This window comes from Bacillus sp. D48C (genome assembly GCF_053345735.1).
The window spans coordinates 178347-198970 of record NZ_JBKFAQ010000003.1; the positions used below are offsets into that span (position 1 = coordinate 178347).

A 20624-nucleotide genomic window follows, 5' to 3' on the forward strand; every position below is an offset into this window, starting at 1 on the left:
ATTACCTTCATCGTCTGGAATAAGGCCTTTTAACAGTTTTGTATCAATATGTACGTCTGTATATTGTTCCAGTGATTTCGTACCTTCTTGAAGAGCAGAAATGCCGACAATAGAGTGTCCCTCTTCTTGTAGTTTTTTTGCAATTTCTACAACTGCTTCATCTGTTGAAAAACGGCTAATAAGAAGTACACGATCCGCAGAGGTTACTTCTGCTTCTTTACCATTTTCAAATAAGCGTTTTGCTTGCTTCATTGGTTCAGCACCGAATAGTGCTTCGGTAACAACACCATCCATTTCATTTGTACCATATAAATAAATGAAACCATCGCCAATTAGTGCTTGAGCAAGTAAACGAGCGCTATCTTCTATATTCATTTCTTCTTTTTGAGAAACTCTGGAGAAATAACCACTTAATTGAGTTGAAAAAATTTTTAACATAATGTTACTCCCTTCGTACGTGTTTGCCGGCTTTCATTATAGTTTATTTTTTTAGAAAGGTGAAATCGTAGGGTAGCATAACAAAATAGGAAACGGTAAAATAAGAAAGAATAGGAAGGAATTTGCCAAAGAATAGCGAAAATAAATCGTTAAGATATAAGAAGCTTTAAATCTTGTACTTACACAGAAAGGTTGGGAATTATGGAAGGTAAAATTTTAATCGTTGATGATCAATATGGGATTCGTGTGTTATTACATGAAGTGTTCCAAAAAGAAGGTTATCAGACATTCCAAGCAGCGAATGGATTTCAAGCTTTAGATATCGTGAAAAAAGATAATCCGGATTTAGTAGTATTAGATATGAAAATTCCAGGCATGGATGGTATAGAGATTTTAAAGCATGTAAAAGAAATTGATGAGAGTATTAAAGTCATTTTAATGACTGCTTATGGAGAGCTTGATATGATCCAAGAAGCAAAAGATTTAGGTGCTTTAATGCATTTTGCTAAACCATTTGATATTGATGAAATTCGTCAAGCTGTGAGAAATGAGCTCGCTGTAGAGGCGTAAAAATGAATTTTTTATAAAAAATATGGAAAAAAGCGTTTACATGGACTATTGTGCAGGTGAATACGGTTGAGTTTTTGAGTACAAGTTGTTATCCTATTGAGTGTAGAAAAAAGTCCGGTATGTAGATATACATATTTTACCTTATTCTGGTCATACTACCAGCGATAAGAACTTATCGGATACAAAAAACGTTTTTTAGGAGGATTCACCATGCCTTTAGTTTCTATGAAAGAAATGCTAAACAAAGCACTAGAAGGAAAATACGCAGTTGGTCAATTCAACATGAACAACTTAGAGTGGACTCAAGCTATCTTAGCTGCTGCGGAAGAAGAAAAATCTCCTGTAATCCTAGGTGTATCTGAGGGTGCAGCTCGTCATATGACTGGTTTCAAAACAGTTGTAGCTATGGTTAAAGCTTTAATCGAAGAAATGAACATCACTGTTCCTGTAGCGATTCACCTTGACCATGGTTCAAGCTTCGAAAAATGTAAAGAAGCAATTGATGCAGGTTTCACATCTGTAATGATCGACGCTTCTCACCACCCATTCGAAGAAAACGTTGAAACTACTAAACAAGTAGTAGAATACGCACACGCTCGTAACGTATCTGTTGAAGCTGAGCTTGGAACAGTTGGCGGACAAGAAGACGACGTAATCGCTGAAGGCGTAATTTACGCTGATCCAGCAGAGTGTAAGCACCTTGTTGAAGCAACAGGTATCGATTGCCTAGCTCCAGCTTTAGGTTCTGTACACGGTCCTTACAAAGGTGAGCCTAACTTAGGATTCGCTGAAATGGAACAAGTTCGTGACTTCACTGGCGTACCTTTAGTATTACACGGTGGTACTGGTATCCCAACTGCTGATATCGTAAAAGCTATCTCTTTAGGTACTTCAAAAATCAACGTAAACACTGAGAACCAAATCGAGTTTACAAAAGCTGTTCGTGAAGTATTAAACAAAGACCAAGAAGTTTACGATCCTCGTAAATTTATCGGACCTGGCCGCGACGCTATTAAAGCAACTGTTGCTGGTAAAATGCGTGAGTTCGGTTCTAACGGTAAAGCGTAAGAATAAAATTCCGTTTTGGAAACCGTCTAGTCTTTTAGACGGTTTCCTTTCGTTGTATAATGAAAGCGTGAACAAGTCGAAAGATTTTATCATTTTTGGTTTTTAAATAGAAAATAATGTGCATAGTCCTATTAATAAATGTGATAACGTATCTAAATTGATAAAGTGAATTCGATGAATAGTTGATCTTTATCTATTCGTGCTACAGGAGAAATGAAGATAATGGTTTCCTATTTATCCCGCATTAAAGGGCAGTAAGACCCCCACCTCAAAATTTAGTGGAAGCAAAAAAGTTAGGTGGGGGTCAACTGCCCGTAAAAGCCCGATTGGTTCAACTAATAACCAGTGGGGGATAAACACCCCCGACTAATTAAAGTTTCACTTTATTGAGTTTTGGGATGGAAAGAGTAATTGAGATTCTTAAGGGGAGCTTTCTATAAAAATATAGAAAGTAAATACATTCACAAGAAGGGAGCTCAATATGGAAAAATTGCTAATTGAAGGCGGAAGAGCTTTAAATGGAACAATTCGAGTAAGCGGTGCAAAGAACAGTGCCGTTGCATTAATTCCAGCGACAATTTTAGCAGATACTCCAGTAACTATTGGTGGTGTCCCTAATATTTCGGACGTGAAAATGTTAGGAGACTTACTAGAGGAAATTGGAGGGAAAGTAACTTATGGACAGGAGGAAGAGATGGTAGTCGATCCTTCTAACATGGTTGCAATGCCTTTGCCAAATGGAAAAGTGAAAAAGTTGCGCGCTTCTTATTATTTAATGGGTGCGATGCTTGGCCGTTTTAAAAAAGCTGTTATTGGGCTTCCGGGTGGATGTCATTTAGGACCGAGGCCAATTGATCAGCATATTAAAGGGTTTGAAGCGCTGGGTGCACATGTTACAAATGAACAAGGTGCCATCTATTTAAGGGCAGATGAACTACATGGAGCACGTATTTATTTAGATGTTGTTAGTGTGGGAGCTACGATTAATATTATGCTAGCAGCTGTACGAGCGAAAGGTAGAACTGTTATTGAAAATGCAGCGAAAGAGCCCGAGATTATTGATGTAGCTACATTGTTAACAAGCATGGGAGCACGTATTAAAGGTGCTGGTACAGATGTAATCCGAATAGATGGTGTGGACTCTTTACATGGTTGTCACCATACTATCATCCCAGATCGTATCGAAGCTGGTACGTATATGATTCTAGGAGCTGCATCAGGAGGAGAAGTAACGGTTGATAACGTTATTCCTCAGCACTTAGAATCAGTTACTGCAAAGCTAAGAGAAGCTGGTGTTCAAGTTGAAACGAACGATGATCAAATTACGGTGAACGGTAATAGAAAGTTAAAAGTAGTTGATATCAAAACGCTTGTATATCCAGGTTTTCCAACAGATTTACAACAGCCGTTTACGACGCTTTTAACAAAAGCGCACGGGACGGGAGTTGTAACAGATACAATTTACGGTGCCCGTTTCAAACACATTGATGAATTACGTCGTATGAATGCTCAAATTAAAGTAGAAGGTCGTTCGGCAATTGTAACTGGTCCTGTGTTACTGCAAGGTGCAAAAGTGAAGGCGAGTGATTTACGAGCGGGAGCGGCACTTGTTATTGCAGGGTTAATGGCAGATGGAATTACAGAAGTAACAGGACTTGAGCATATTGATCGAGGTTATGAGAATATAGTGGACAAGCTTAAAGGGCTTGGAGCAAACATTTGGCGAGAACAAATGACAAAACAAGAAATTGAAGAGATGAAGAACGCATAAGTGATACTTCCGCAAGGGGGAAGCGAAGCATCACTACTTGCGGAAGTACACTTTATAGAAAAACACGGTTCACAAAATACGGCAGAAATATAAAGACTTAAAGGAGAGGGATTATTGTGGAAAGAAGTTTATCTATGGAGTTAGTACGTGTAACAGAGGCTGCAGCATTATCATCAGCGCGTTGGATGGGGCGCGGGAAAAAAGATGAAGCAGACGGTGCAGCAACATCAGCTATGCGTGATGTATTTGATACAATTCCGATGAAAGGTACAGTTGTAATTGGTGAAGGTGAGATGGATGAAGCACCAATGCTATATATCGGAGAGAAATTAGGTACAGGATATGGACCACGTGTAGACGTTGCAGTTGATCCTTTAGAAGGGACAAACATCGTAGCAGCTGGTGGCTGGAATGCTCTTGCTGTTATTGCAATTGCAGACCATGGTAATTTGTTACATGCTCCTGACATGTACATGGATAAAATCGCGGTTGGCCCAGAAGCAGTTGGGGCGGTCGACATTGATGCGCCTATTATTGATAACTTACGTGCAGTTGCGAAAGCGAAAAATAAAGATATTGAAGATGTTGTAGCGACAGTTTTAAATCGCCCACGTCATCAAGAAATTATCGAAGAAATTCGTAAAGCTGGTGCTCGTATTAAATTAATTAATGATGGAGATGTAGCTGGAGCGATTAATACAGCGTTTGATCGTACAGGTGTAGATATTTTATTTGGATCTGGTGGAGCACCTGAAGGTGTATTAGCAGCAGTTGCTTTAAAATGTTTAGGTGGAGAAATTCACGGAAAACTATTGCCACAAAACGAAGCTGAATTAGCGCGTTGTAAAAAAATGGGCATAGAAGACATTAATCGTATCCTTCGTATGGAGGACTTAGTAAAAGGTGACGATGCAATCTTTGCAGCAACAGGTGTAACAGATGGAGAACTATTACGCGGTGTTCAATTTAAAGGTAGCGTAGGAACAACGCAATCTCTTGTTATGCGTGCGAAATCAGGCACAGTTCGCTTCGTAGATGGTCGTCATAGCTTAAATAAAAAACCGAACTTGGTTATTAAGTAAAAGGTGGAAGCGGCTCGCTCAGAATCGCAGGACATTGGAACTCTCGACCTTGAAGCGCTCTTTGCTTCGAGTGAGAGAGTGAAATGACCGGAGATTCTAGCCGCTGGAACTGGATTTAAGTAAAAAGCGTAAGCAGCTTGCTCAGAAGGGGAAGGCATTGGAACTCCTGACGAAGAGGCGTTTTGTGCCTCGCAGGAAGGGGTGAAATGACTGATCCTTCTAGCCACCGACCATTCTAGCTGCTGAAGCTGGATTAAATAAAAAGCGTAAGCGGCTCGTTCAGAAAGGTTAAAATGGTCGACCTTTTTAACTATCGGAGCTGGAACTAAACTAAATAAGAAGCGAAGACAAATTTTCTTGTCTTCGCTTCTTGTATTTGTGTTCCAACGTATTGATTAAAACTAGATAAAAGGGTTACAATAGTGAATATTACCCTACTTGAACTTATTGCCTTTCATTATTAATTATTTGCCTTCCGTATTTTTCCCTTTACCCATGAAAAAAGAGAATAACGTTAAAGTGTGGTGTCTGAATGAATTTGTCAATTGCAGCATTAGAAAACATGAAATTAAAAGAGTTATACGAGCTTGCGAAAGAATTTAAGATTTCGTATTATAGCAAGTTAACGAAAAAAGAGTTAATCTTTTCTATTTTGAAAGCTCGAGCAGAAAAAGAAGGTTTCTTTTTCATGGAAGGCGTATTAGAAATTATTCAATCAGAAGGATTTGGATTCCTACGTCCTATCAACTATTCTCCAAGCTCAGAAGATATTTATATCTCAGCTTCGCAAATTCGTCGTTTCGATTTACGTAATGGAGACAAAGTTTCTGGTAAAGTACGACCTCCGAAAGAAAATGAACGCTATTTTGGGTTATTACAAGTTGAAGCTGTAAACGGAGATGATCCAGATTCAGCAAAAGAGCGTGTGCATTTCCCTGCATTAACACCATTATACCCAGATCGCCAAATGAAATTGGAAACGGAACCGAAAAAGTTACCGACACGTATCATGGATTTAATCGCACCAGTTGGATTTGGACAACGTGGTTTAATTGTTGCGCCTCCAAAGGCTGGTAAAACAAGTCTATTAAAAGAAATTGCACACAGTGTTACAACAAATCATCCAGAAGCAGAATTAATTGTGCTTTTAATTGATGAGCGTCCAGAGGAAGTAACAGACATTGAACGTTCTGTTAAGGGCGACGTTGTAAGTTCTACTTTTGATGAAGTACCAGAAAATCATATTAAAGTAGCTGAACTTGTGTTAGAACGTGCAATGCGTCTTGTAGAGCACAAAAAAGACGTTATCATTTTAATGGATAGTATTACCCGTTTAGCGCGAGCTTACAACCTTGTTATTCCGCCAAGTGGTAGAACATTATCGGGTGGTATCGACCCAGCGGCTTTCCATAGACCGAAGCGTTTCTTTGGAGCTGCACGTAATATTGAAGAGGGCGGTAGCTTAACGATTTTAGCAACAGCCCTTGTTGATACAGGATCTCGTATGGACGATGTTATTTACGAGGAATTTAAAGGAACTGGAAATATGGAACTTCACTTAGATCGTTCGTTAGCTGAACGTCGTATCTTCCCAGCGATTGATATTCGTCGTTCTGGTACACGTAAAGAAGATCTATTAATTCCAAAAGAGCATTTAGACAAGTTATGGGGCATTCGTAAAACAATGCGTGATACACCAGACTTTGTTGAAAGTTTCTTACGTAAGCTTCGTCAAACGAAGACAAACGAAGAATTTTTACAAAACATTGTTGCAGACTCTAAAAGGTATGTAACAACTAAGTAAAGGGAAAAGATTGGGACTCGCTTATTTTATAGTAAGCGAGTTTTCTTATGCCTTTTAGGTGATATTAAAGAGAGAAATAAGTGGGAGAACCTTAGCTGGTCAGAGCTGATCGAGCCCAAGCCACTTTAAATTTCAAAAGACAAAAACAGGTAGTTGCAAAATGAAGTTAGCCTTGTTATAATTTCATCATATGTGTTTCATCAATATAGTTGTGTATGCAGCTGAAGATGAAAAACTCTGTTTCGAAAATGATTCAGGGCGGAAGGAGATGAAAAGAATGAAAGCAGGAATTCACCCAGATTACAAGAAAGTTGTATTCATGGACACAAACACAGGCTTCAAATTCTTAAGCGGGTCTACTAAAGGCTCTAGCGAAACTGTTGAGTGGGAAGATGGTAACACTTATCCATTACTAAAAGTTGAGATCAGTTCTGATTCTCACCCATTCTACACTGGACGTCAGAAGTTTGCTACTGCAGACGGACGCGTTGATCGCTTCAATAAGAAATACGGTATCAAGTAATAAAAACATAAAACAGGCAAGTGTATGTATTCGCTTGTCTGTTTTTTTTGTGAAAATATTATACCTTTACCCTACTTTTAACTAAAAAGTAGATGAAAGGAGAGCTTCATGTACTTAATAAATCAAAATGGCTGGATTGAAGTGATTTGCGGTAGTATGTTTTCTGGTAAATCAGAAGAGTTAATCCGCCGTGTGCGCCGTACGCAATTTGCAAAACAACATGCAATTGTATTTAAACCATGTATTGATAATCGCTATAGTGAAGAAGACGTTGTATCACATAACGGATTAAAGGTAAAAGCAGTTCCTGTTTCAGCTTCAAAAGATATATTTGAACATATCACTGAAGATATGGATGTAATTGCAATCGATGAGGTACAATTCTTTGATGGGGACATTGTGGAAGTGGTGCAAGTATTGGCAAATCGTGGCTATCGTGTCATTGTAGCTGGTTTAGACCAAGATTTCCGTGGTCTACCATTTGGACAAGTTCCTCAGCTGATGGCAATTGCTGAACATGTAACAAAGCTACAAGCAGTATGTTCTGCATGTGGATCTCCGGCAAGTCGTACACAACGATTAATTGATGGGGAACCAGCGGCATTTGATGATCCGATTATTTTAGTTGGGGCTTCAGAATCGTATGAACCACGATGTCGTCATTGTCATGCAGTTCCTACAAACAAAGACAAGTAAAACTCGCTGCGCAAGGCGGGTTTTTTTCAGAATGGAGAGTGTGGGTGGTGTGAGCCACTTATGCTTTTAAATATTATCTAGCTCCAGCGGCTAGAATCTCCGGCCATTTCACTCTCTCGCTTGAAGCAAAAAGCGCTTCAAGGTCGAGAGCTCCAATGGCCTGCGATTCTGAGCAAGCCGCTTACGCTTTTAAATATAATTTGCGTTTTTTTGAGTAAGTACCATATACTATTTGTATTAGATACTAGGATGTAGAGGTGAATGATGTGTTAGATCGTTTGCAAGCTGTAGAAAATCGTTATGAGAAGTTAAATGAATTGTTAAGTGACCCAGAGGTTATTAGCGATACAAATAAGCTTCGTGAATATTCAAAGGAACAGTCTGATATACAGGAAACGGTAGAGGTGTATCGTGAGTATAAGGATGTTCGTGAGCAATTAAAAGATGCGAAAGCAATGTTAGAAGAGAAGTTAGACGCAGAAATGCGTGACATGGTAAAAGAAGAGGTTTCTGAGTTAGAATCACAAGAAAAAACGTTATCAGAACGTCTGAAAATTTTACTAGTTCCAAAGGACCCTAATGATGATAAGAACGTTATCGTTGAGGTTCGTGGGGCTGCTGGTGGCGACGAGGCCGCTTTATTTGCTGGTGACTTATACCGCATGTATAGCCGTTATGCTGAGGTTCAAGGTTGGAAAACAGAAATTATCGAGGCTAGCTATACAGAGTTAGGTGGATATAAAGAGATTATCTTTATGATTAACGGTAAAGGTGCTTTCGCGAAGCTGAAATTCGAGAATGGTGCTCACCGTGTACAACGTGTTCCTGAAACGGAATCTGGTGGACGTATTCATACATCTACAGCAACTGTAGCTGTATTACCAGAGGCAGAAGAAGTAGAAATCGACATTCACGAGAAAGATGTTCGTGTTGATACATTCGCTTCTAGTGGTCCTGGTGGACAAAGTGTTAATACAACGATGTCAGCGGTACGTTTAACACATTTACCGACTGGTGTAGTTGTATCTTGTCAGGATGAGAAATCACAAATTAAGAATAAAGAAAAAGCGATGAAAGTATTACGCGCACGTGTTTATGATAAGTTTAGACAAGAAGCACAAGCTGAATATGATCAAAACCGTAAACAAGCTGTTGGTACGGGCGATCGTTCAGAGCGTATTCGTACGTATAACTTCCCGCAAAACCGTGTTACAGACCATCGAATCGGTTTAACGATTCAAAAGCTAGATCAAATCTTACAAGGTAAGTTAGATGATTTCATCAATGCCTTAGTGATGGAAGATCAGGCTCAAAGGATGGAGGCAGCTGAGTAATGCGTGTCTATGAAGCCCTGAAATGGGCTTCTTCTTTTTTACAGGAAAATGGACGAGATGAAAATGCGGGAGAAATTGTCCTTTGTCATGTATTAAAGATGAACAGAACAGGATTACTTATGAATATGCGTGAAGAAATAAATGAGGAACAAGAGGCAAGCTTTACGGAGTTTATCCACAAGCACGTAGAAGGTATTCCTATTCAATATATGATTGGTTATGAAATGTTTTATGGCCGGTCGTTCTTTGTGAATGAAGAAGTATTAATACCAAGACCGGAAACAGAAGAACTTATAGTAGGAGTATTAGAAAGAATTGAGCGCCATTTTGGTGACAAGGAACTACATGTAGCAGATATAGGAACAGGTAGTGGAGCGATTTCTATTACGCTTGCTTTAGAAAATAAAAATCTCCACGTGTATACAGTAGATATTGCACAAGAGTCGATTGAAGTTGCAAAAGAAAATGCAAAAGCTTTAGGTGCAGAAGTAACGTTCTATCACGGTGATTTATTGTCACCATTTGATAAAACGGGTCAAAAGCTAGATGTTGTTGTTTCAAATCCTCCATATATACCGGAAGAGGATTGGCGTGGTCTTTCTCCTGTTGTGAAAGAGCATGAGCCGAAGAGAGCACTTGTTGGTGGAGAAGACGGATTAGATTTTTATCGCCGTTTTATGGAAGAATTGCCGAATGTGTTGCAGGAGAAAGCAATTGTAGCGTTTGAAATTGGAGTAGGACAAGGTGAGGATGTAAAAAGATTGTTACAACAAGCTTTTCCACATGCCCATGTTGAGGTTGTTTTTGATATTAACGGAAAAGACCGTATGGTATTTGCAGAGATGGAGTAAGGTTTACACCTTACTCCATTTTTTTGTGGGAAAATTCATATAGATTTTGAATTTAATAGTTTAGAAATATGAAAGTCTGTCCACACTGTTTGTAGAGGGGACGGTGGAGGAAATGAAAAAACAAGTTATTGCTTATCTTCTTATATTATTAATTGGTGCACAGTTACTTGTGCAGTTTGGATATATGAAAGCTGATGCAAAAGGGCCTTCAGTTATTCCGAAAGAGGCCGTTCGATTACGAATTTTAGCAAATAGCGATTCAGATAAAGACCAGGCATTAAAGCGTAAAGTGCGTGATGAAGTAAAAGCGCAAATTGATGGATGGGTAGCGGATTTAACTTCATTTGAAGAGGCACGCAAAGTAATTCAAAGTCATATTCCAGAAATCGAGAAAACGGTGGAAAATACGTTAAAAAGGGAAGGAAGTAAAGAATCATTTCAAGTGAAATTTAGTAAGAATGTTAAGTTTCCTACAAAGGTATATGGGAATTTTATTTATCCAGCAGGAGAATATGAAGCAGTATTGATCACAATTGGAGAAGGTGAAGGGGCGAACTGGTGGTGTGTATTATTTCCACCAATGTGTTTCTTAGATTTTTCGAGTGGGACAGCTGTAAGAAAAGAAGAGCACGTTGTGAAGGCGGAATCTCCTGAAGAGGAACAGGTGAAACAACTAGATGAAGAAGTAGTAGATACAGAAGAGAAGAAAGTGGATAAGGTTAAAGAAACGAAAGCTGTAAAACAGGAAGTAGTAAAAGAAGTAACAGCTTCTGAAAAGAAAGTAGTAAAAAATGAAACAAAAGTCGAAGAGCAGCCTGTAAGTAAAGAAGAAACAAAAACGGTGGAAAAAGTGGAGAAACCTGTGGAGAAAAAACAAGAAAAGCAAAATGAGTATGTAAAAGTAGAAGAGGAAGAAAAAAAGCCAGAAGTTAAATTGTTTATTGTAGAAGCTTTTACATCTTTATTCTCTAAATAGTACTATTAATAAATCCCTCCTCATATATAAAAATGAGGAGGGATTTATTATGAAGAAAGTGTATTTTGCTACGAAAGCAGATGTGGAAAGATTACATTCTTTTTTCGGACAAGCTAATAAAAAAGATGATAAAATAAATGAGTTGTACGCACAATTTATGATTTTGGAAGAGGCGGAAGAAATAAGAGCTGTAATTGGTTATGAACAAAGTGGGGAAGATGTACTTATTCGTTCTTGTTTATTCACACCTCATGTGGATAAACAGACTTTCTTATATTTTTTTGAAATGTTTTTGCAGTATATGAAAGAAAAAAGTGTTCAACAATTGTACTTACTAACAAACCATCCACAATCTGTACCGATCTTTCAGTTCTTTGACTTTTTTACTATAGAAAAGGATGAGGTTCCAGAGGGTATTCAACAGTTAGAACATTTTTGTAAAAATATAAAAGAGCAGAATGCAATAATACTAAATTGTCAGCTATTCACAAAGTTATCCACGGATTAATTGGGTTTATCCACATTTTGTGGATAAACCTTGTTTGTCTTTTGGATAAATCTCATAGTAAACTAAAAATAGACAAGTATTTAAGGGTAGAAAAGGACGTGGAAAAAAATGCATACAAATATGTGGGTTGTGGATAATGTTGTGGAAAGAAAAAAATATTATCCACAGTTACAAGAAGCAGCAAAATTATTAAGAGAAAATGAGGCGGTTGCTTTCCCTACGGAAACAGTATATGGGTTAGGTGCAAACGCGATGGATGATGAAGCAATCGCGAAAATTTTCGAAGCGAAAGGAAGACCGAGTGATAATCCACTCATTGTCCACATAGGTACAAAATCTCAGTTAGATGGGATTGTGAAAGAAATTCCACCAGTTGCAGAGAAGTTAATGGCGCATTTTTGGCCAGGACCATTAACAATTATTTTGCCGAGAAAAGAAGGGATTTCAGAGAGGGTGACGGCGGGACTTAATACGGTTGGGGTAAGAATGCCTGATCATCCAGTTGCACTTGCTCTTATTGAAGAGGCGAATGTACCTGTTGCGGCACCAAGTGCGAATCGTTCAGGGCGTCCAAGTCCAACACTAGCTTCTCACGTATATGAAGATTTGAATGGGAAGATTGCAGGTATTGTTGATGGTGGTGCAACTGGAGTAGGCGTTGAATCAACTGTAATTGATTGTACAAGCACGGTTCCAACAATATTACGTCCAGGTGGGATTACGAAAGAACAATTAGAAGCGGTGATAGGTACCGTTTCTTTAGATCCAGCTTTAAAGGATGAGAAGGAAAAACCGAAATCACCTGGAATGAAATACACACATTATGCGCCGAAAGCACCACTTAGTATTGTTGAGGGCTCACGTGAGTTTATTCAGCAACTTGTGGATGAGAAAAAGGAAGAAGGATTTAAAGTAGGCGTATTAACGACGGAAGAGTATCAGCATGTATATAACGCAGATGTTATATTGTCTTGTGGTGTTAGAAGTGACTTAGCTAGCGTTGCGACTAAATTATATGATGTACTTAGAACATTTGATGCAAGTGAAGTGGATGTTATTTTTAGTGAGTCGTTCCCTAATGAAGGAATAGGAAATGCTATTATGAATCGTTTAACAAAAGCGGCAGGACATCATATTATTATTGAATGATAAGGTAAGGTTAGCAAACAGAATATTTCTCCTTGGATAAGCATATTGTGAAGTAGCACGTCCAAGGAGGGGCATGAATGACGTTTGAACAGCTAATACCTTTAATAATTATGGCATTCGCCTTAGGGATGGATGCGTTCTCGGTGAGTCTTGGTATGGGGATGATGCCCCTAAAGTTAAGACAAATCCTGTATATTGGTATGACGATAGGGATATTTCATATTATTATGCCATTTATAGGGATGGTACTAGGTCGTTTTTTATCAGAGAAGTATGGAGATATTGCACATTTTGCGGGTGCTATTTTATTAATCGGACTAGGTTTTTATATCGTATATTCGACCATTTTACAAAATGGAGAGACTAGAACTGTCCCTATTGGAATTAGCTTATTCGTATTTGCATTTGGCGTTAGTATAGATAGTTTCTCAGTAGGGCTTAGTCTTGGTATTTATGGGGCACAAACAATCATTACGATATTACTTTTTGGATTTGTTAGCATGTTGTTAGCGTGGATTGGTTTATTAATTGGTAGACATGCGAAAGATATGCTCGGTACATATGGCGAGATAGTAGGTGGCATCATTCTAGTTGGATTTGGATTATATATCCTTTTTCCTATATAATTTTATGTAGGAGGGAATTATGAACAAGCTATTGGAATGGTATGTTAAGTTTTTAACCTTCTTTCCTCGATGGCTAAGAAGGCTTATAATTTGGGGTATTATTTTGCAAATTGCAATTTTAGGTTGGATTAAGTTAATTCGCGAATAGTAAGATAGCTCCTTTCTGTGCATAGTTTTGTTTGTACTATATTGATTGCGCTAAAAAATTACACATATAGAAAGGATGAGATGAATGACAAGATTGAAGCAAGTTTTTGGTATTATTATTAGTTTTTTTGTTTTTTGGTTTAGTATGCTCGGTGTACAAATGTTTGCTGAGTTTTTAGATATTGAGTCATTGAAATTTGTTGCGGGAAAGACTGAGGCGGCGCGTGCTTTTTACTCTCCGTACCCGTTTTTAATTGTTTTTCTTATTACACTGCTTTCCCTATACTTCTTCGTAATTAAGCTAGGGAAACCGAAAAAAGAAAAACTCCCTACTTTAGAGGAAAAGAAGGAAGAATTACAATGATAAAAATCCCCTGCTAAAAAGCAGGGGATTTTTATGTTTGAGTGATGGCAGGAATCGATTCTGAGCGAGCCGCTTCCGCTTTTAGATATATATCCAGCTCCAGTGGCTAGAATGGTCGGTGGCTTCGCGTCTTCCTGTGAGGTAAAAAGCGCCTCTACGTCAGAAGCTCCATCCCCCTCTCATTCTGAACGAGCCGCTTCCGCTTTTAAACTGGCCTAACCAGTTCAAATTGTTCTCCTAATTTTGCATAGTTGTGTCCTGCTAGGCGGCTTATTGGTTTGAGTCCTTCTGCGTGAATGCGCCCTTTTTCATATAGATGCTCGGCAACGTGGAAACGAACGACGCGTCCAATTAGTAGATCACAAGCTGGTGAGTCTTCTGTTCCACCAAGTGGAATTGCACGTTCTAATATACATTCCATTCGAATATTTGCTTCTTTTACACCTGGAACAGAGATGACTTCACTTTCAATTGGTGTTAGTTTTGCTAGTTCAATTTCACTTTCATTTGGCGGGAGATTAGCTGCTGTTTCGTTAATTGCTGCTACATATGATTCGTCAGAAATATGTACGACAAATTCACCTTTTTCAATTGCGTTTCGGGAAGTGTCCTTTCTTTCTCCGGCTTTTCGTTGTACAGAAACAGAGATAAGTGGTGGATTAGCAGCGACAATATTGAAATAACTATATGGTGCGCCGTTTAATACACCGTCTTTTGTTACAGAAGTAACGAATGCGACAGGGCGAGGGATGATACTTCCAGTAAGTAATTTGTAATTATCTTTTTCAGTTTGTTCATTTGGATTAATGGATAACATGCTTGTAATCCCCTTTCTAAATATGAATACTTATTGTTTGTTTACAAGATATCGGTGAGAAAATCCTGCTGGAAATAATATTTTGTTTCATAAAAAGAACTTACTTCAATTGTAATGAAGTAAGTTCTTTTTCAAGAATCTCAAGATTGAGATGAAAATTAAAGTAAAACGTATGCGCCAGGTCCGATTAAAGCTACACCAACAGCAACAGCGATTAACATTAAATTATATTCATATCCGTTTTGTGTCACCCAGTAACCATTTTTCCCGTGAACAGTGAAGATAGCCATTAACATTGTTCCAACGATAAATAATGAGCCAACTATAATGAAAATACCTGATGCGAATAAGAAACCACCTAGTAATTCAGTTGCACCAGCCATAAATGCCATAAATACACCAGGACGTAAACCGATTGATTCCATCCAGCCACCTGTTCCTTTTAAACCGTAACCGCCGAACCAACCAAATAATTTCTGAGCACCATGACCCATGAATGTAATTCCTATAATAAGACGAATAATAAGAAGACCGAAATCCATCATTTTTAAAAACCTCCTAAAAGTTATTAACTTACCTTATGTAAGTAATGATAAAATAGTTACTTACTTTAGTCAAGCGGATTTTGAAAAAAGTTTGAATTAAATTTTACAAATTAACAACAAAAAACAAAATGTAGTAAAGACCTCTAGACAAGTTGGGCAAAAAAAGAGAAAATATAAATAGAAGTTAACTTCTTATTGTTATTCAGACAATCAGAATTGACTGGAATTTTGTGAAGCGCTACAATAAGAGTCTATTAGTAATGACGTAATTTATTTCGAAAGCGTTTTTACAGTATAATATTCGAAGTATGAAGTCTTACATGTATCCCGAGCTTTACTAGGGATTGCCCTATAAACTTTTAGGTAAATTATAAGGAGGACTATCCTATGTTTAAAAAATTATTTGGTCTTGGTTCAAAAACAAATGAAGAAACAATCGTAGCTCCATTAACTGGAGCAGTGAAAAATATTGAAGAAGTACCAGATCCAGTATTCGCTGGTCGTATGATGGGTGACGGTGTTGCAATCGATCCTACTGAAGGTGTAGTTGTATCTCCAGTTGATGGTGAAATCGTACAATTATTCCACACAAAACATGCTATCGGAATTAAAGCGAAAAACGGCACAGAAATTTTAATCCACGTTGGATTAGAAACTGTAAAAATGGAAGGCGAAGGTTTCGAAGCTCACGTTTCTGAAGGCCAAGCTGTAAAAGCTGGAGATAAATTAATCTCATTCGACTTAGAATTAATCCGTGAAAAAGCGAAAAGCACAATTACTCCAATCGTTATTACAAACACAGATGCAGCTGAGTCTATTAAGACAACTGTAGGCGTAACAGCTACAAAAGGTTCAACAGAAGTAATGAAAGTTACAATGAAATAATTGCTGTATAAGAGGAATCCGTTTCGTATGAAATGGATTCCTTATTTTTGTTGCATATTCAGTAGGTATGTTAAAATACTCTGGGCACTTGGAAATAGGGTTTCACATATATGTGGATAAGGCGCATTTTTCTTAGAAAAAATATAAGAGAACTGCGCTTTTTGTATATTCACATTTCTTTTGTTCTATTCTAATGTAAGTTATGATGAGTGGTAAGAAATCGAATATAGGGGTGGGGTTGGATGAAACGAGTGTTATTTGTTTGTACTGGCAATACATGTCGTAGTCCGATGGCTGAGGCGTTGCTTCGTCATCACGGAGGAGATAGGTTTGAAGTGCAATCTGCCGGTGTTTTCGCCTATCCTGGGAGCGATGCATCGGTATATGCGAAGGAAGCTTTAGCTGAAAAAGGGATTTCAATTAATCATGCCGCGCAGCAAGTAAACGAAACTTTGCTTGATTGGGCTGATATTGTCGTAACGATGACAGAAAATCATAAACACATTGTACTTGGGCATTATCCGAGTGTTGAAAAGAAATTGAATACGTTATATGGATTAACTGAAGGTATAGGTAAGGACATTTCAGATCCATTTGGAGGCTCGCTTTCTATTTATAAAGAAACGTTAGATGAGATGGAAAAACTTGTACAAACTTTACTGAAAAAACATTCAGTAGGTTGATGTTTCGTGTATAATACGATATTGGAGATCACTTCGTCCTATTGAGGTAGCGAGTGTGAAATGAAGATAACTTTGGAGGGGTAAAAATGAAAGTAGTAATAGCATCTGATCACGGCGGTATGAATATCCGCAAAGAACTTGTAAGTTTATTAGAAGAGTTAAATATTGAATATATTGATTTAGGTTGTGAATGTGAAGCTGGTTCTGTTGATTACCCTGACTTTGCGTTTCCGGCAGCTGAAATGGTAGCGAATGGTGAAGTAGATCGTGGTATTTTAGTTTGTGGGACAGGCATTGGTATGTCAATCGCAGCAAACAAAGTAAATGGTATCCGTTGTGCGTTAGTTCATGATACTTTCAGTGCGAAAGCAACGAGAGAGCATAATGACACTAACATGCTAGCAATGGGCGAGCGTGTAATTGGTGCTGGTCTAGCGCGTGATATCGCAAAAATCTGGTTAACAACTGACTATGAAGGTGGTCGTCACGAAAACCGCGTAGGAAAAATTAAAACATACGAAACAAAGTAATAGATTCTAACTATTAGTAGTGTGAAATATAATTTGGTGAACCAACCTGTGAAAGGAAGAGGCGTAATGACAGAAATCGTAAAAGTAAGAGAACAGCTACAAATGTCGCTTTCTGATTTCCAAGAACAAGCTTCATTACAAAGCGGTCAAATTTTTGTAGTGGGTTGTAGCACGAGCGAAGTGCTAGGCGAAAGAATTGGAACATCAGGAACGATGGAAGTAGCAGAGGCGATTTTTTCTGAGTTAAAACAATTTCAAGAGCGAACAGGTATTGAATTAGCGTTTCAATGTTGTGAGCATTTAAACCGTGCTTTAGTAGTTGAGAGAGAAGTAGCGATAAAATATCAATTTGAAATTGTAACAGTTACGCCTGTTAGATCAGCAGGTGGTGCATTGGGGACGTATGCGTATCACAATTTGAAAGATCCGGTAGTAGTTGAGTTTATTAAAGCAGATGCAGGAATGGATATTGGTGATACATTTATTGGTATGCATTTAAAACATGTAGCTGTTCCGGTTCGTACAAGTGTGAAGGCAATTGGAAGTGCGCATGTAACGATGGCCAAAACACGTGGAAAACTAATTGGCGGAGCACGTGCTGTTTACGCGGTGACGGAAGAGACTACCACTTGCCGTTAAATATGAGAAATTAGGAAGTCATATAGTAGCTGTTTATCATAAGATAAAAGGTATGTTGTCTGACTTTATAGTAGAAGAAAGAAAAGACCGATTTTCGGTCTTTTTTTTCTTTTATGATATAGAAAGTCATGTTAGAATGTAGTTGAAAACATGAAGGTTCGAAAGAATTACAACCTGAATTTTCGTTTTTTCTGAATAAATGAGAAAAAACTGTTGGGAATCGATGTAATTCGTTCAGAAAAGGGGGATTTTGGTGGATCATTTAAAACGTCAAGATGAAAAGGTATTTGCTGCAATTGAGGCAGAACTAGGAAGACAGCGTTCAAAGATTGAGTTAATTGCTTCGGAAAACTTTGTAAGTGAAGCGGTAATGGAGGCGCAAGGTTCTGTTTTAACAAATAAGTATGCTGAAGGATATCCTGGAAAACGTTACTATGGTGGCTGTGAACACGTAGACGTAGTAGAAGATATCGCACGTGATCGCGTAAAAGAAATTTTTGGCGCAGAGCACGTAAACGTTCAACCACACTCTGGTGCACAAGCGAACATGGCAGTATACTTCACAATTTTAGAGCAAGGCGATACAGTACTTGGTATGAATTTATCTCATGGTGGTCACTTAACACACGGAAGCCCTGTTAACTTCAGTGGAGTACAATATAATTTCGTAGAATATGGCGTGGATGCTGACTCTCACCGTATTAATTACGATGATGTATTAGCAAAAGCGAAAGAACATAAACCAAAATTAATCGTTGCAGGTGCAAGTGCATACCCTCGTGTTATCGATTTCAAACGATTCCGTGAGATTGCAGATGAAGTGGGTGCATACTTAATGGTGGATATGGCACATATCGCTGGTTTAGTAGCTGCTGGCTTACATCCAAATCCAGTACCACATGCACATTTCGTTACAACGACAACACATAAAACGTTACGTGGTCCGCGCGGTGGTATGATTTTATGTGAAGAGAAGTTTGCAAAACAAATTGATAAATCAATCTTCCCTGGTATTCAAGGTGGTCCACTTATGCACGTAATCGCTGCAAAAGCTGTTGCGTTTGGTGAGACACTTCAAGAGGATTTCAAAACGTATGCACAAAATATCATTAACAATGCGAACCGCTTAGCTGAAGGTCTTCAAAAAGAAGGACTTACACTTGTTTCTGGCGGAACAGACAATCACTTAATCTTGATTGATGTTCGTAACCTAGAAATCACAGGTAAAGTAGCAGAGCACGTATTAGATGAAGTTGGTATTACAGTGAACAAAAATACAATTCCATTTGAAACAGCAAGCCCATTTGTAACAAGTGGTGTACGTATCGGTACAGCAGCTGTAACATCTCGTGGTTTCGGTTTAGAAGAAATGGATGAAATTGCGTCACTTATTGCTTATACATTAAAAAATCATGAAAATGAAGCTGCATTAGAAGAAGCACGTAAGCGTGTAGAAGCGTTAACGAGCAAATTCTCAATGTATCCAAATCTATAATAGATTGAAGAAGACTGCTGAAACGTAATTGTTTTGGCAGTCTTTTTTGTGGACATATATTATTTTTAAAGTATGTATACAAATGATGAATAAATTTTGGCGATATAATGAAGGATACAGCTCCCATAATTGGTAAAGATACTAGATAGATTCATCGTAAAATCATGATTTTGCCAAATTTGCCCTTGAATATTAGTAGCGTTTTCTTTACAATCGTAAATAGTGTAAAAAAGCGTGCAAACGCATGAATATCATCTAAAGGAGAGATTCACATGGGAAAACTGTATGTATTTGATCACCCGTTAATTCAACATAAGATTACATATATTCGCGATAAGAATACAGGTACGAAAGATTTTCGTGAATTAGTGGACGAAGTAGCAAGCTTAATGGCTTTCGAAATTACTCGCGACCTTCCGCTTAAGGATATTGAAATTGAAACGCCTGTAAGCAAAGCGACAACAAAAGTGATCGCTGGTAAAAAACTTGGTTTAATTCCGATTTTACGTGCAGGTTTAGGAATGGTTGATGGAATTCTGAAATTAATTCCAGCAGCAAAAGTAGGACACGTTGGTTTATACCGTGACCCTAAAACATTGCAACCGGTAGAATACTATGTGAAACTTCCAACGGATGTAGAAGAGCGTGACTTTATCGTACTAGATCCGATGCTAGCAACAGGTGGTTCTGCGGCTGAAGCAATTAACTCTCTGAAAAAGCGCGGTGCGAAACAAATTAAATTAATGTGTATCGTTGCAGCTCCAGAAGGGGTAAAAGTAGTACAAGAAGAACATCCCGATGTTGATATTTATGTAGCAGCATTAGATGAGAAATTAAATGACCACGGATATGTAGTACCAGGTCTTGGTGATGCTGGTGACCGTTTATTCGGAACGAAGTAAGACAACTGACGAGCAGGGGAGATTCCCCTGCTCGTTTTTTTTTGCTGTAAGCAAGTAGGGGAGAGGAGAGGATAAATATACATCGTATATACAACATAAGTTGCATACACATCACATATAATATAGAAGTCTTACGTCTGAGGAACACTATATTATGGAAGAAAAGCGTTATATCTCGAAAATATAATAGTGACAAACTTGTGAACATTTCCTTCTATTAT

Annotated in this window: 24 protein-coding genes; 21 read left to right on the forward strand and 3 right to left on the reverse strand. The window is 38.2% G+C overall.

The genetic code is table 11. The features are described from left to right. A partial coding sequence (locus ACLBXA_RS09710) for a DUF2529 family protein (protein WP_447617189.1) occupies window positions 1-438 on the reverse strand: 438 nt, incomplete at its 3' end. 201 nt (window positions 439-639) lie between these two features. Between ACLBXA_RS09710 and spo0F the strand changes: the two genes are divergently transcribed. The 15 genes from spo0F to ACLBXA_RS09785 all read left to right on the forward strand — a co-directional run bounded on the left by spo0F (window position 640) and on the right by ACLBXA_RS09785 (window position 13907). Continuing rightward, window positions 640-1008 (forward strand): sporulation initiation phosphotransferase Spo0F, encoded by a 369-nt coding sequence (gene spo0F, locus ACLBXA_RS09715; protein ID WP_000398594.1) that lies wholly within the window; start codon window positions 640-642, stop codon window positions 1006-1008. 210 nt (window positions 1009-1218) lie between these two features. Further along, window positions 1219-2076 carry a class II fructose-bisphosphate aldolase gene (locus tag ACLBXA_RS09720; protein WP_001131856.1) on the forward strand — a complete coding sequence of 286 codons (858 nt, stop codon included), beginning with the start codon at window positions 1219-1221 and terminating at the stop codon, window positions 2074-2076. A 481-nt stretch (window positions 2077-2557) separates the two neighbouring features. After that, window positions 2558-3847 carry a UDP-N-acetylglucosamine 1-carboxyvinyltransferase gene (gene murA, locus ACLBXA_RS09725; RefSeq protein ID WP_000413248.1) on the forward strand — a complete coding sequence of 430 codons (1290 nt, stop codon included), beginning with the start codon at window positions 2558-2560 and terminating at the stop codon, window positions 3845-3847. Between the two features lie 116 nt (window positions 3848-3963). Further along, window positions 3964-4929: a class II fructose-bisphosphatase gene (gene glpX, locus ACLBXA_RS09730; protein ID WP_000442340.1), complete on the forward strand. Its 966-nt coding sequence runs from the start codon at window positions 3964-3966 to the stop codon at window positions 4927-4929. Between the two features lie 532 nt (window positions 4930-5461). Next, entirely contained in the window at window positions 5462-6733 is a 1272-nt protein-coding gene (gene rho / locus ACLBXA_RS09735) for a transcription termination factor Rho (protein WP_001053903.1), read from the forward strand. Between the two features lie 277 nt (window positions 6734-7010). After that, window positions 7011-7256 carry a type B 50S ribosomal protein L31 gene (locus tag ACLBXA_RS09740; protein ID WP_000643435.1) on the forward strand — a complete coding sequence of 82 codons (246 nt, stop codon included), beginning with the start codon at window positions 7011-7013 and terminating at the stop codon, window positions 7254-7256. A 108-nt stretch (window positions 7257-7364) separates the two neighbouring features. Further along, window positions 7365-7952 carry a thymidine kinase gene (locus ACLBXA_RS09745; RefSeq protein WP_000280851.1) on the forward strand — a complete coding sequence of 196 codons (588 nt, stop codon included), beginning with the start codon at window positions 7365-7367 and terminating at the stop codon, window positions 7950-7952. 266 nt (window positions 7953-8218) lie between these two features. Continuing rightward, window positions 8219-9286 (forward strand): peptide chain release factor 1, encoded by a 1068-nt coding sequence (gene prfA / locus ACLBXA_RS09750; protein ID WP_000887066.1) that lies wholly within the window; start codon window positions 8219-8221, stop codon window positions 9284-9286. After that, complete coding sequence (gene prmC / locus ACLBXA_RS09755) at window positions 9286-10137, forward strand: peptide chain release factor N(5)-glutamine methyltransferase (RefSeq protein ID WP_001267022.1); 852 nt, start codon at window positions 9286-9288, stop codon at window positions 10135-10137. The genes prfA and prmC overlap by 1 nt, the downstream gene beginning before the upstream one ends. Before the next feature lie 112 nt (window positions 10138-10249). Beyond that, window positions 10250-11113 (forward strand): stage II sporulation protein R, encoded by an 864-nt coding sequence (gene spoIIR, locus ACLBXA_RS09760; RefSeq protein ID WP_447617190.1) that lies wholly within the window; start codon window positions 10250-10252, stop codon window positions 11111-11113. A gap of 49 nt (window positions 11114-11162) precedes the next feature. Beyond that, on the forward strand, window positions 11163-11621 hold the full coding sequence (locus ACLBXA_RS09765) for a mechanosensitive ion channel protein (RefSeq protein ID WP_000758437.1): 459 nt from the start codon (window positions 11163-11165) through the stop codon (window positions 11619-11621). A gap of 108 nt (window positions 11622-11729) precedes the next feature. Then, the gene (locus tag ACLBXA_RS09770) at window positions 11730-12770 is read left to right on the forward strand and encodes an L-threonylcarbamoyladenylate synthase (RefSeq protein ID WP_000557357.1); all 1041 of its coding nucleotides are present in this window, start codon (window positions 11730-11732) and stop codon (window positions 12768-12770) included. A gap of 77 nt (window positions 12771-12847) precedes the next feature. Then, on the forward strand, window positions 12848-13396 hold the full coding sequence (locus ACLBXA_RS09775; RefSeq protein ID WP_000142476.1) for a manganese efflux pump MntP: 549 nt from the start codon (window positions 12848-12850) through the stop codon (window positions 13394-13396). A gap of 19 nt (window positions 13397-13415) precedes the next feature. Further along, window positions 13416-13544 carry a hypothetical protein gene (locus ACLBXA_RS09780; protein WP_001037632.1) on the forward strand — a complete coding sequence of 43 codons (129 nt, stop codon included), beginning with the start codon at window positions 13416-13418 and terminating at the stop codon, window positions 13542-13544. Between the two features lie 84 nt (window positions 13545-13628). Continuing rightward, a complete protein-coding gene (locus ACLBXA_RS09785; RefSeq protein ID WP_000197471.1) occupies window positions 13629-13907 on the forward strand; it encodes a DUF3935 domain-containing protein in 279 nt (92 codons plus the stop codon). A 205-nt stretch (window positions 13908-14112) separates the two neighbouring features. Here the strand turns inward: ACLBXA_RS09785 and ACLBXA_RS09790 are convergent, their stop codons facing one another. Beyond that, window positions 14113-14724, reverse strand: coding sequence for a flavin reductase family protein (locus tag ACLBXA_RS09790; protein WP_000949048.1), 612 nt, complete (start codon window positions 14722-14724; stop codon window positions 14113-14115). 158 nt (window positions 14725-14882) lie between these two features. Then, window positions 14883-15269, reverse strand: a complete 387-nt coding sequence (locus tag ACLBXA_RS09795; protein ID WP_000968613.1) for a DoxX family protein — start codon at window positions 15267-15269, stop codon at window positions 14883-14885. Between the two features lie 387 nt (window positions 15270-15656). Between ACLBXA_RS09795 and ACLBXA_RS09800 the strand changes: the two genes are divergently transcribed. The 6 genes from ACLBXA_RS09800 (at window position 15657) to upp (ending at window position 20403) form a co-directional block, all read left to right on the forward strand. Then, entirely contained in the window at window positions 15657-16154 is a 498-nt protein-coding gene (locus ACLBXA_RS09800) for a PTS sugar transporter subunit IIA (RefSeq protein ID WP_000473666.1), read from the forward strand. A 242-nt stretch (window positions 16155-16396) separates the two neighbouring features. Beyond that, window positions 16397-16837: a low molecular weight protein arginine phosphatase gene (locus ACLBXA_RS09805; RefSeq protein ID WP_000832377.1), complete on the forward strand. Its 441-nt coding sequence runs from the start codon at window positions 16397-16399 to the stop codon at window positions 16835-16837. Window positions 16838-16923: 86 nt separating this feature from the next. Next, window positions 16924-17367 (forward strand): ribose 5-phosphate isomerase B, encoded by a 444-nt coding sequence (rpiB, locus tag ACLBXA_RS09810; protein ID WP_000869542.1) that lies wholly within the window; start codon window positions 16924-16926, stop codon window positions 17365-17367. Window positions 17368-17433: 66 nt separating this feature from the next. Next, window positions 17434-18006 carry a TIGR01440 family protein gene (locus ACLBXA_RS09815; protein ID WP_000136383.1) on the forward strand — a complete coding sequence of 191 codons (573 nt, stop codon included), beginning with the start codon at window positions 17434-17436 and terminating at the stop codon, window positions 18004-18006. 253 nt (window positions 18007-18259) lie between these two features. Continuing rightward, entirely contained in the window at window positions 18260-19501 is a 1242-nt protein-coding gene (gene glyA, locus ACLBXA_RS09820; protein WP_000349800.1) for a serine hydroxymethyltransferase, read from the forward strand. 272 nt (window positions 19502-19773) lie between these two features. Then, window positions 19774-20403, forward strand: coding sequence for a uracil phosphoribosyltransferase (upp, locus tag ACLBXA_RS09825; protein ID WP_000517539.1), 630 nt, complete (start codon window positions 19774-19776; stop codon window positions 20401-20403). The last annotated feature ends 221 nt before the right edge of the window (window positions 20404-20624 follow it).

Excerpts from the sequence above, each read along its gene's own strand:
- spo0F (WP_000398594.1), top strand. The coding sequence starts at position 640 with ATGGAAGGTAAAATTTTAATCGTTGATGATCAATATGGGATTCGTGTG.
- ACLBXA_RS09720 (WP_001131856.1), top strand. The coding sequence starts at position 1,219 with ATGCCTTTAGTTTCTATGAAAGAAATGCTAAACAAAGCACTAGAAGGA.
- murA (WP_000413248.1), top strand. The coding sequence starts at position 2,558 with ATGGAAAAATTGCTAATTGAAGGCGGAAGAGCTTTAAATGGAACAATT.
- rho (WP_001053903.1), top strand. The coding sequence starts at position 5,462 with ATGAATTTGTCAATTGCAGCATTAGAAAACATGAAATTAAAAGAGTTA.
- ACLBXA_RS09740 (WP_000643435.1), top strand. The coding sequence starts at position 7,011 with ATGAAAGCAGGAATTCACCCAGATTACAAGAAAGTTGTATTCATGGAC.
- ACLBXA_RS09745 (WP_000280851.1), top strand. The coding sequence starts at position 7,365 with ATGTACTTAATAAATCAAAATGGCTGGATTGAAGTGATTTGCGGTAGT.
- prmC (WP_001267022.1), top strand. The coding sequence starts at position 9,286 with ATGCGTGTCTATGAAGCCCTGAAATGGGCTTCTTCTTTTTTACAGGAA.
- spoIIR (WP_447617190.1), top strand. The coding sequence starts at position 10,250 with ATGAAAAAACAAGTTATTGCTTATCTTCTTATATTATTAATTGGTGCA.
- ACLBXA_RS09765 (WP_000758437.1), top strand. The coding sequence starts at position 11,163 with ATGAAGAAAGTGTATTTTGCTACGAAAGCAGATGTGGAAAGATTACAT.
- ACLBXA_RS09770 (WP_000557357.1), top strand. The coding sequence starts at position 11,730 with ATGCATACAAATATGTGGGTTGTGGATAATGTTGTGGAAAGAAAAAAA.
- ACLBXA_RS09775 (WP_000142476.1), top strand. The coding sequence starts at position 12,848 with ATGACGTTTGAACAGCTAATACCTTTAATAATTATGGCATTCGCCTTA.
- ACLBXA_RS09780 (WP_001037632.1), top strand. The coding sequence starts at position 13,416 with ATGAACAAGCTATTGGAATGGTATGTTAAGTTTTTAACCTTCTTTCCT.
- ACLBXA_RS09785 (WP_000197471.1), top strand. The coding sequence starts at position 13,629 with ATGACAAGATTGAAGCAAGTTTTTGGTATTATTATTAGTTTTTTTGTT.
- ACLBXA_RS09790 (WP_000949048.1), bottom strand. The coding sequence starts at position 14,724 with ATGTTATCCATTAATCCAAATGAACAAACTGAAAAAGATAATTACAAA.
- ACLBXA_RS09795 (WP_000968613.1), bottom strand. The coding sequence starts at position 15,269 with ATGATGGATTTCGGTCTTCTTATTATTCGTCTTATTATAGGAATTACA.
- ACLBXA_RS09800 (WP_000473666.1), top strand. The coding sequence starts at position 15,657 with ATGTTTAAAAAATTATTTGGTCTTGGTTCAAAAACAAATGAAGAAACA.
- ACLBXA_RS09805 (WP_000832377.1), top strand. The coding sequence starts at position 16,397 with ATGAAACGAGTGTTATTTGTTTGTACTGGCAATACATGTCGTAGTCCG.
- rpiB (WP_000869542.1), top strand. The coding sequence starts at position 16,924 with ATGAAAGTAGTAATAGCATCTGATCACGGCGGTATGAATATCCGCAAA.
- ACLBXA_RS09815 (WP_000136383.1), top strand. The coding sequence starts at position 17,434 with ATGACAGAAATCGTAAAAGTAAGAGAACAGCTACAAATGTCGCTTTCT.
- upp (WP_000517539.1), top strand. The coding sequence starts at position 19,774 with ATGGGAAAACTGTATGTATTTGATCACCCGTTAATTCAACATAAGATT.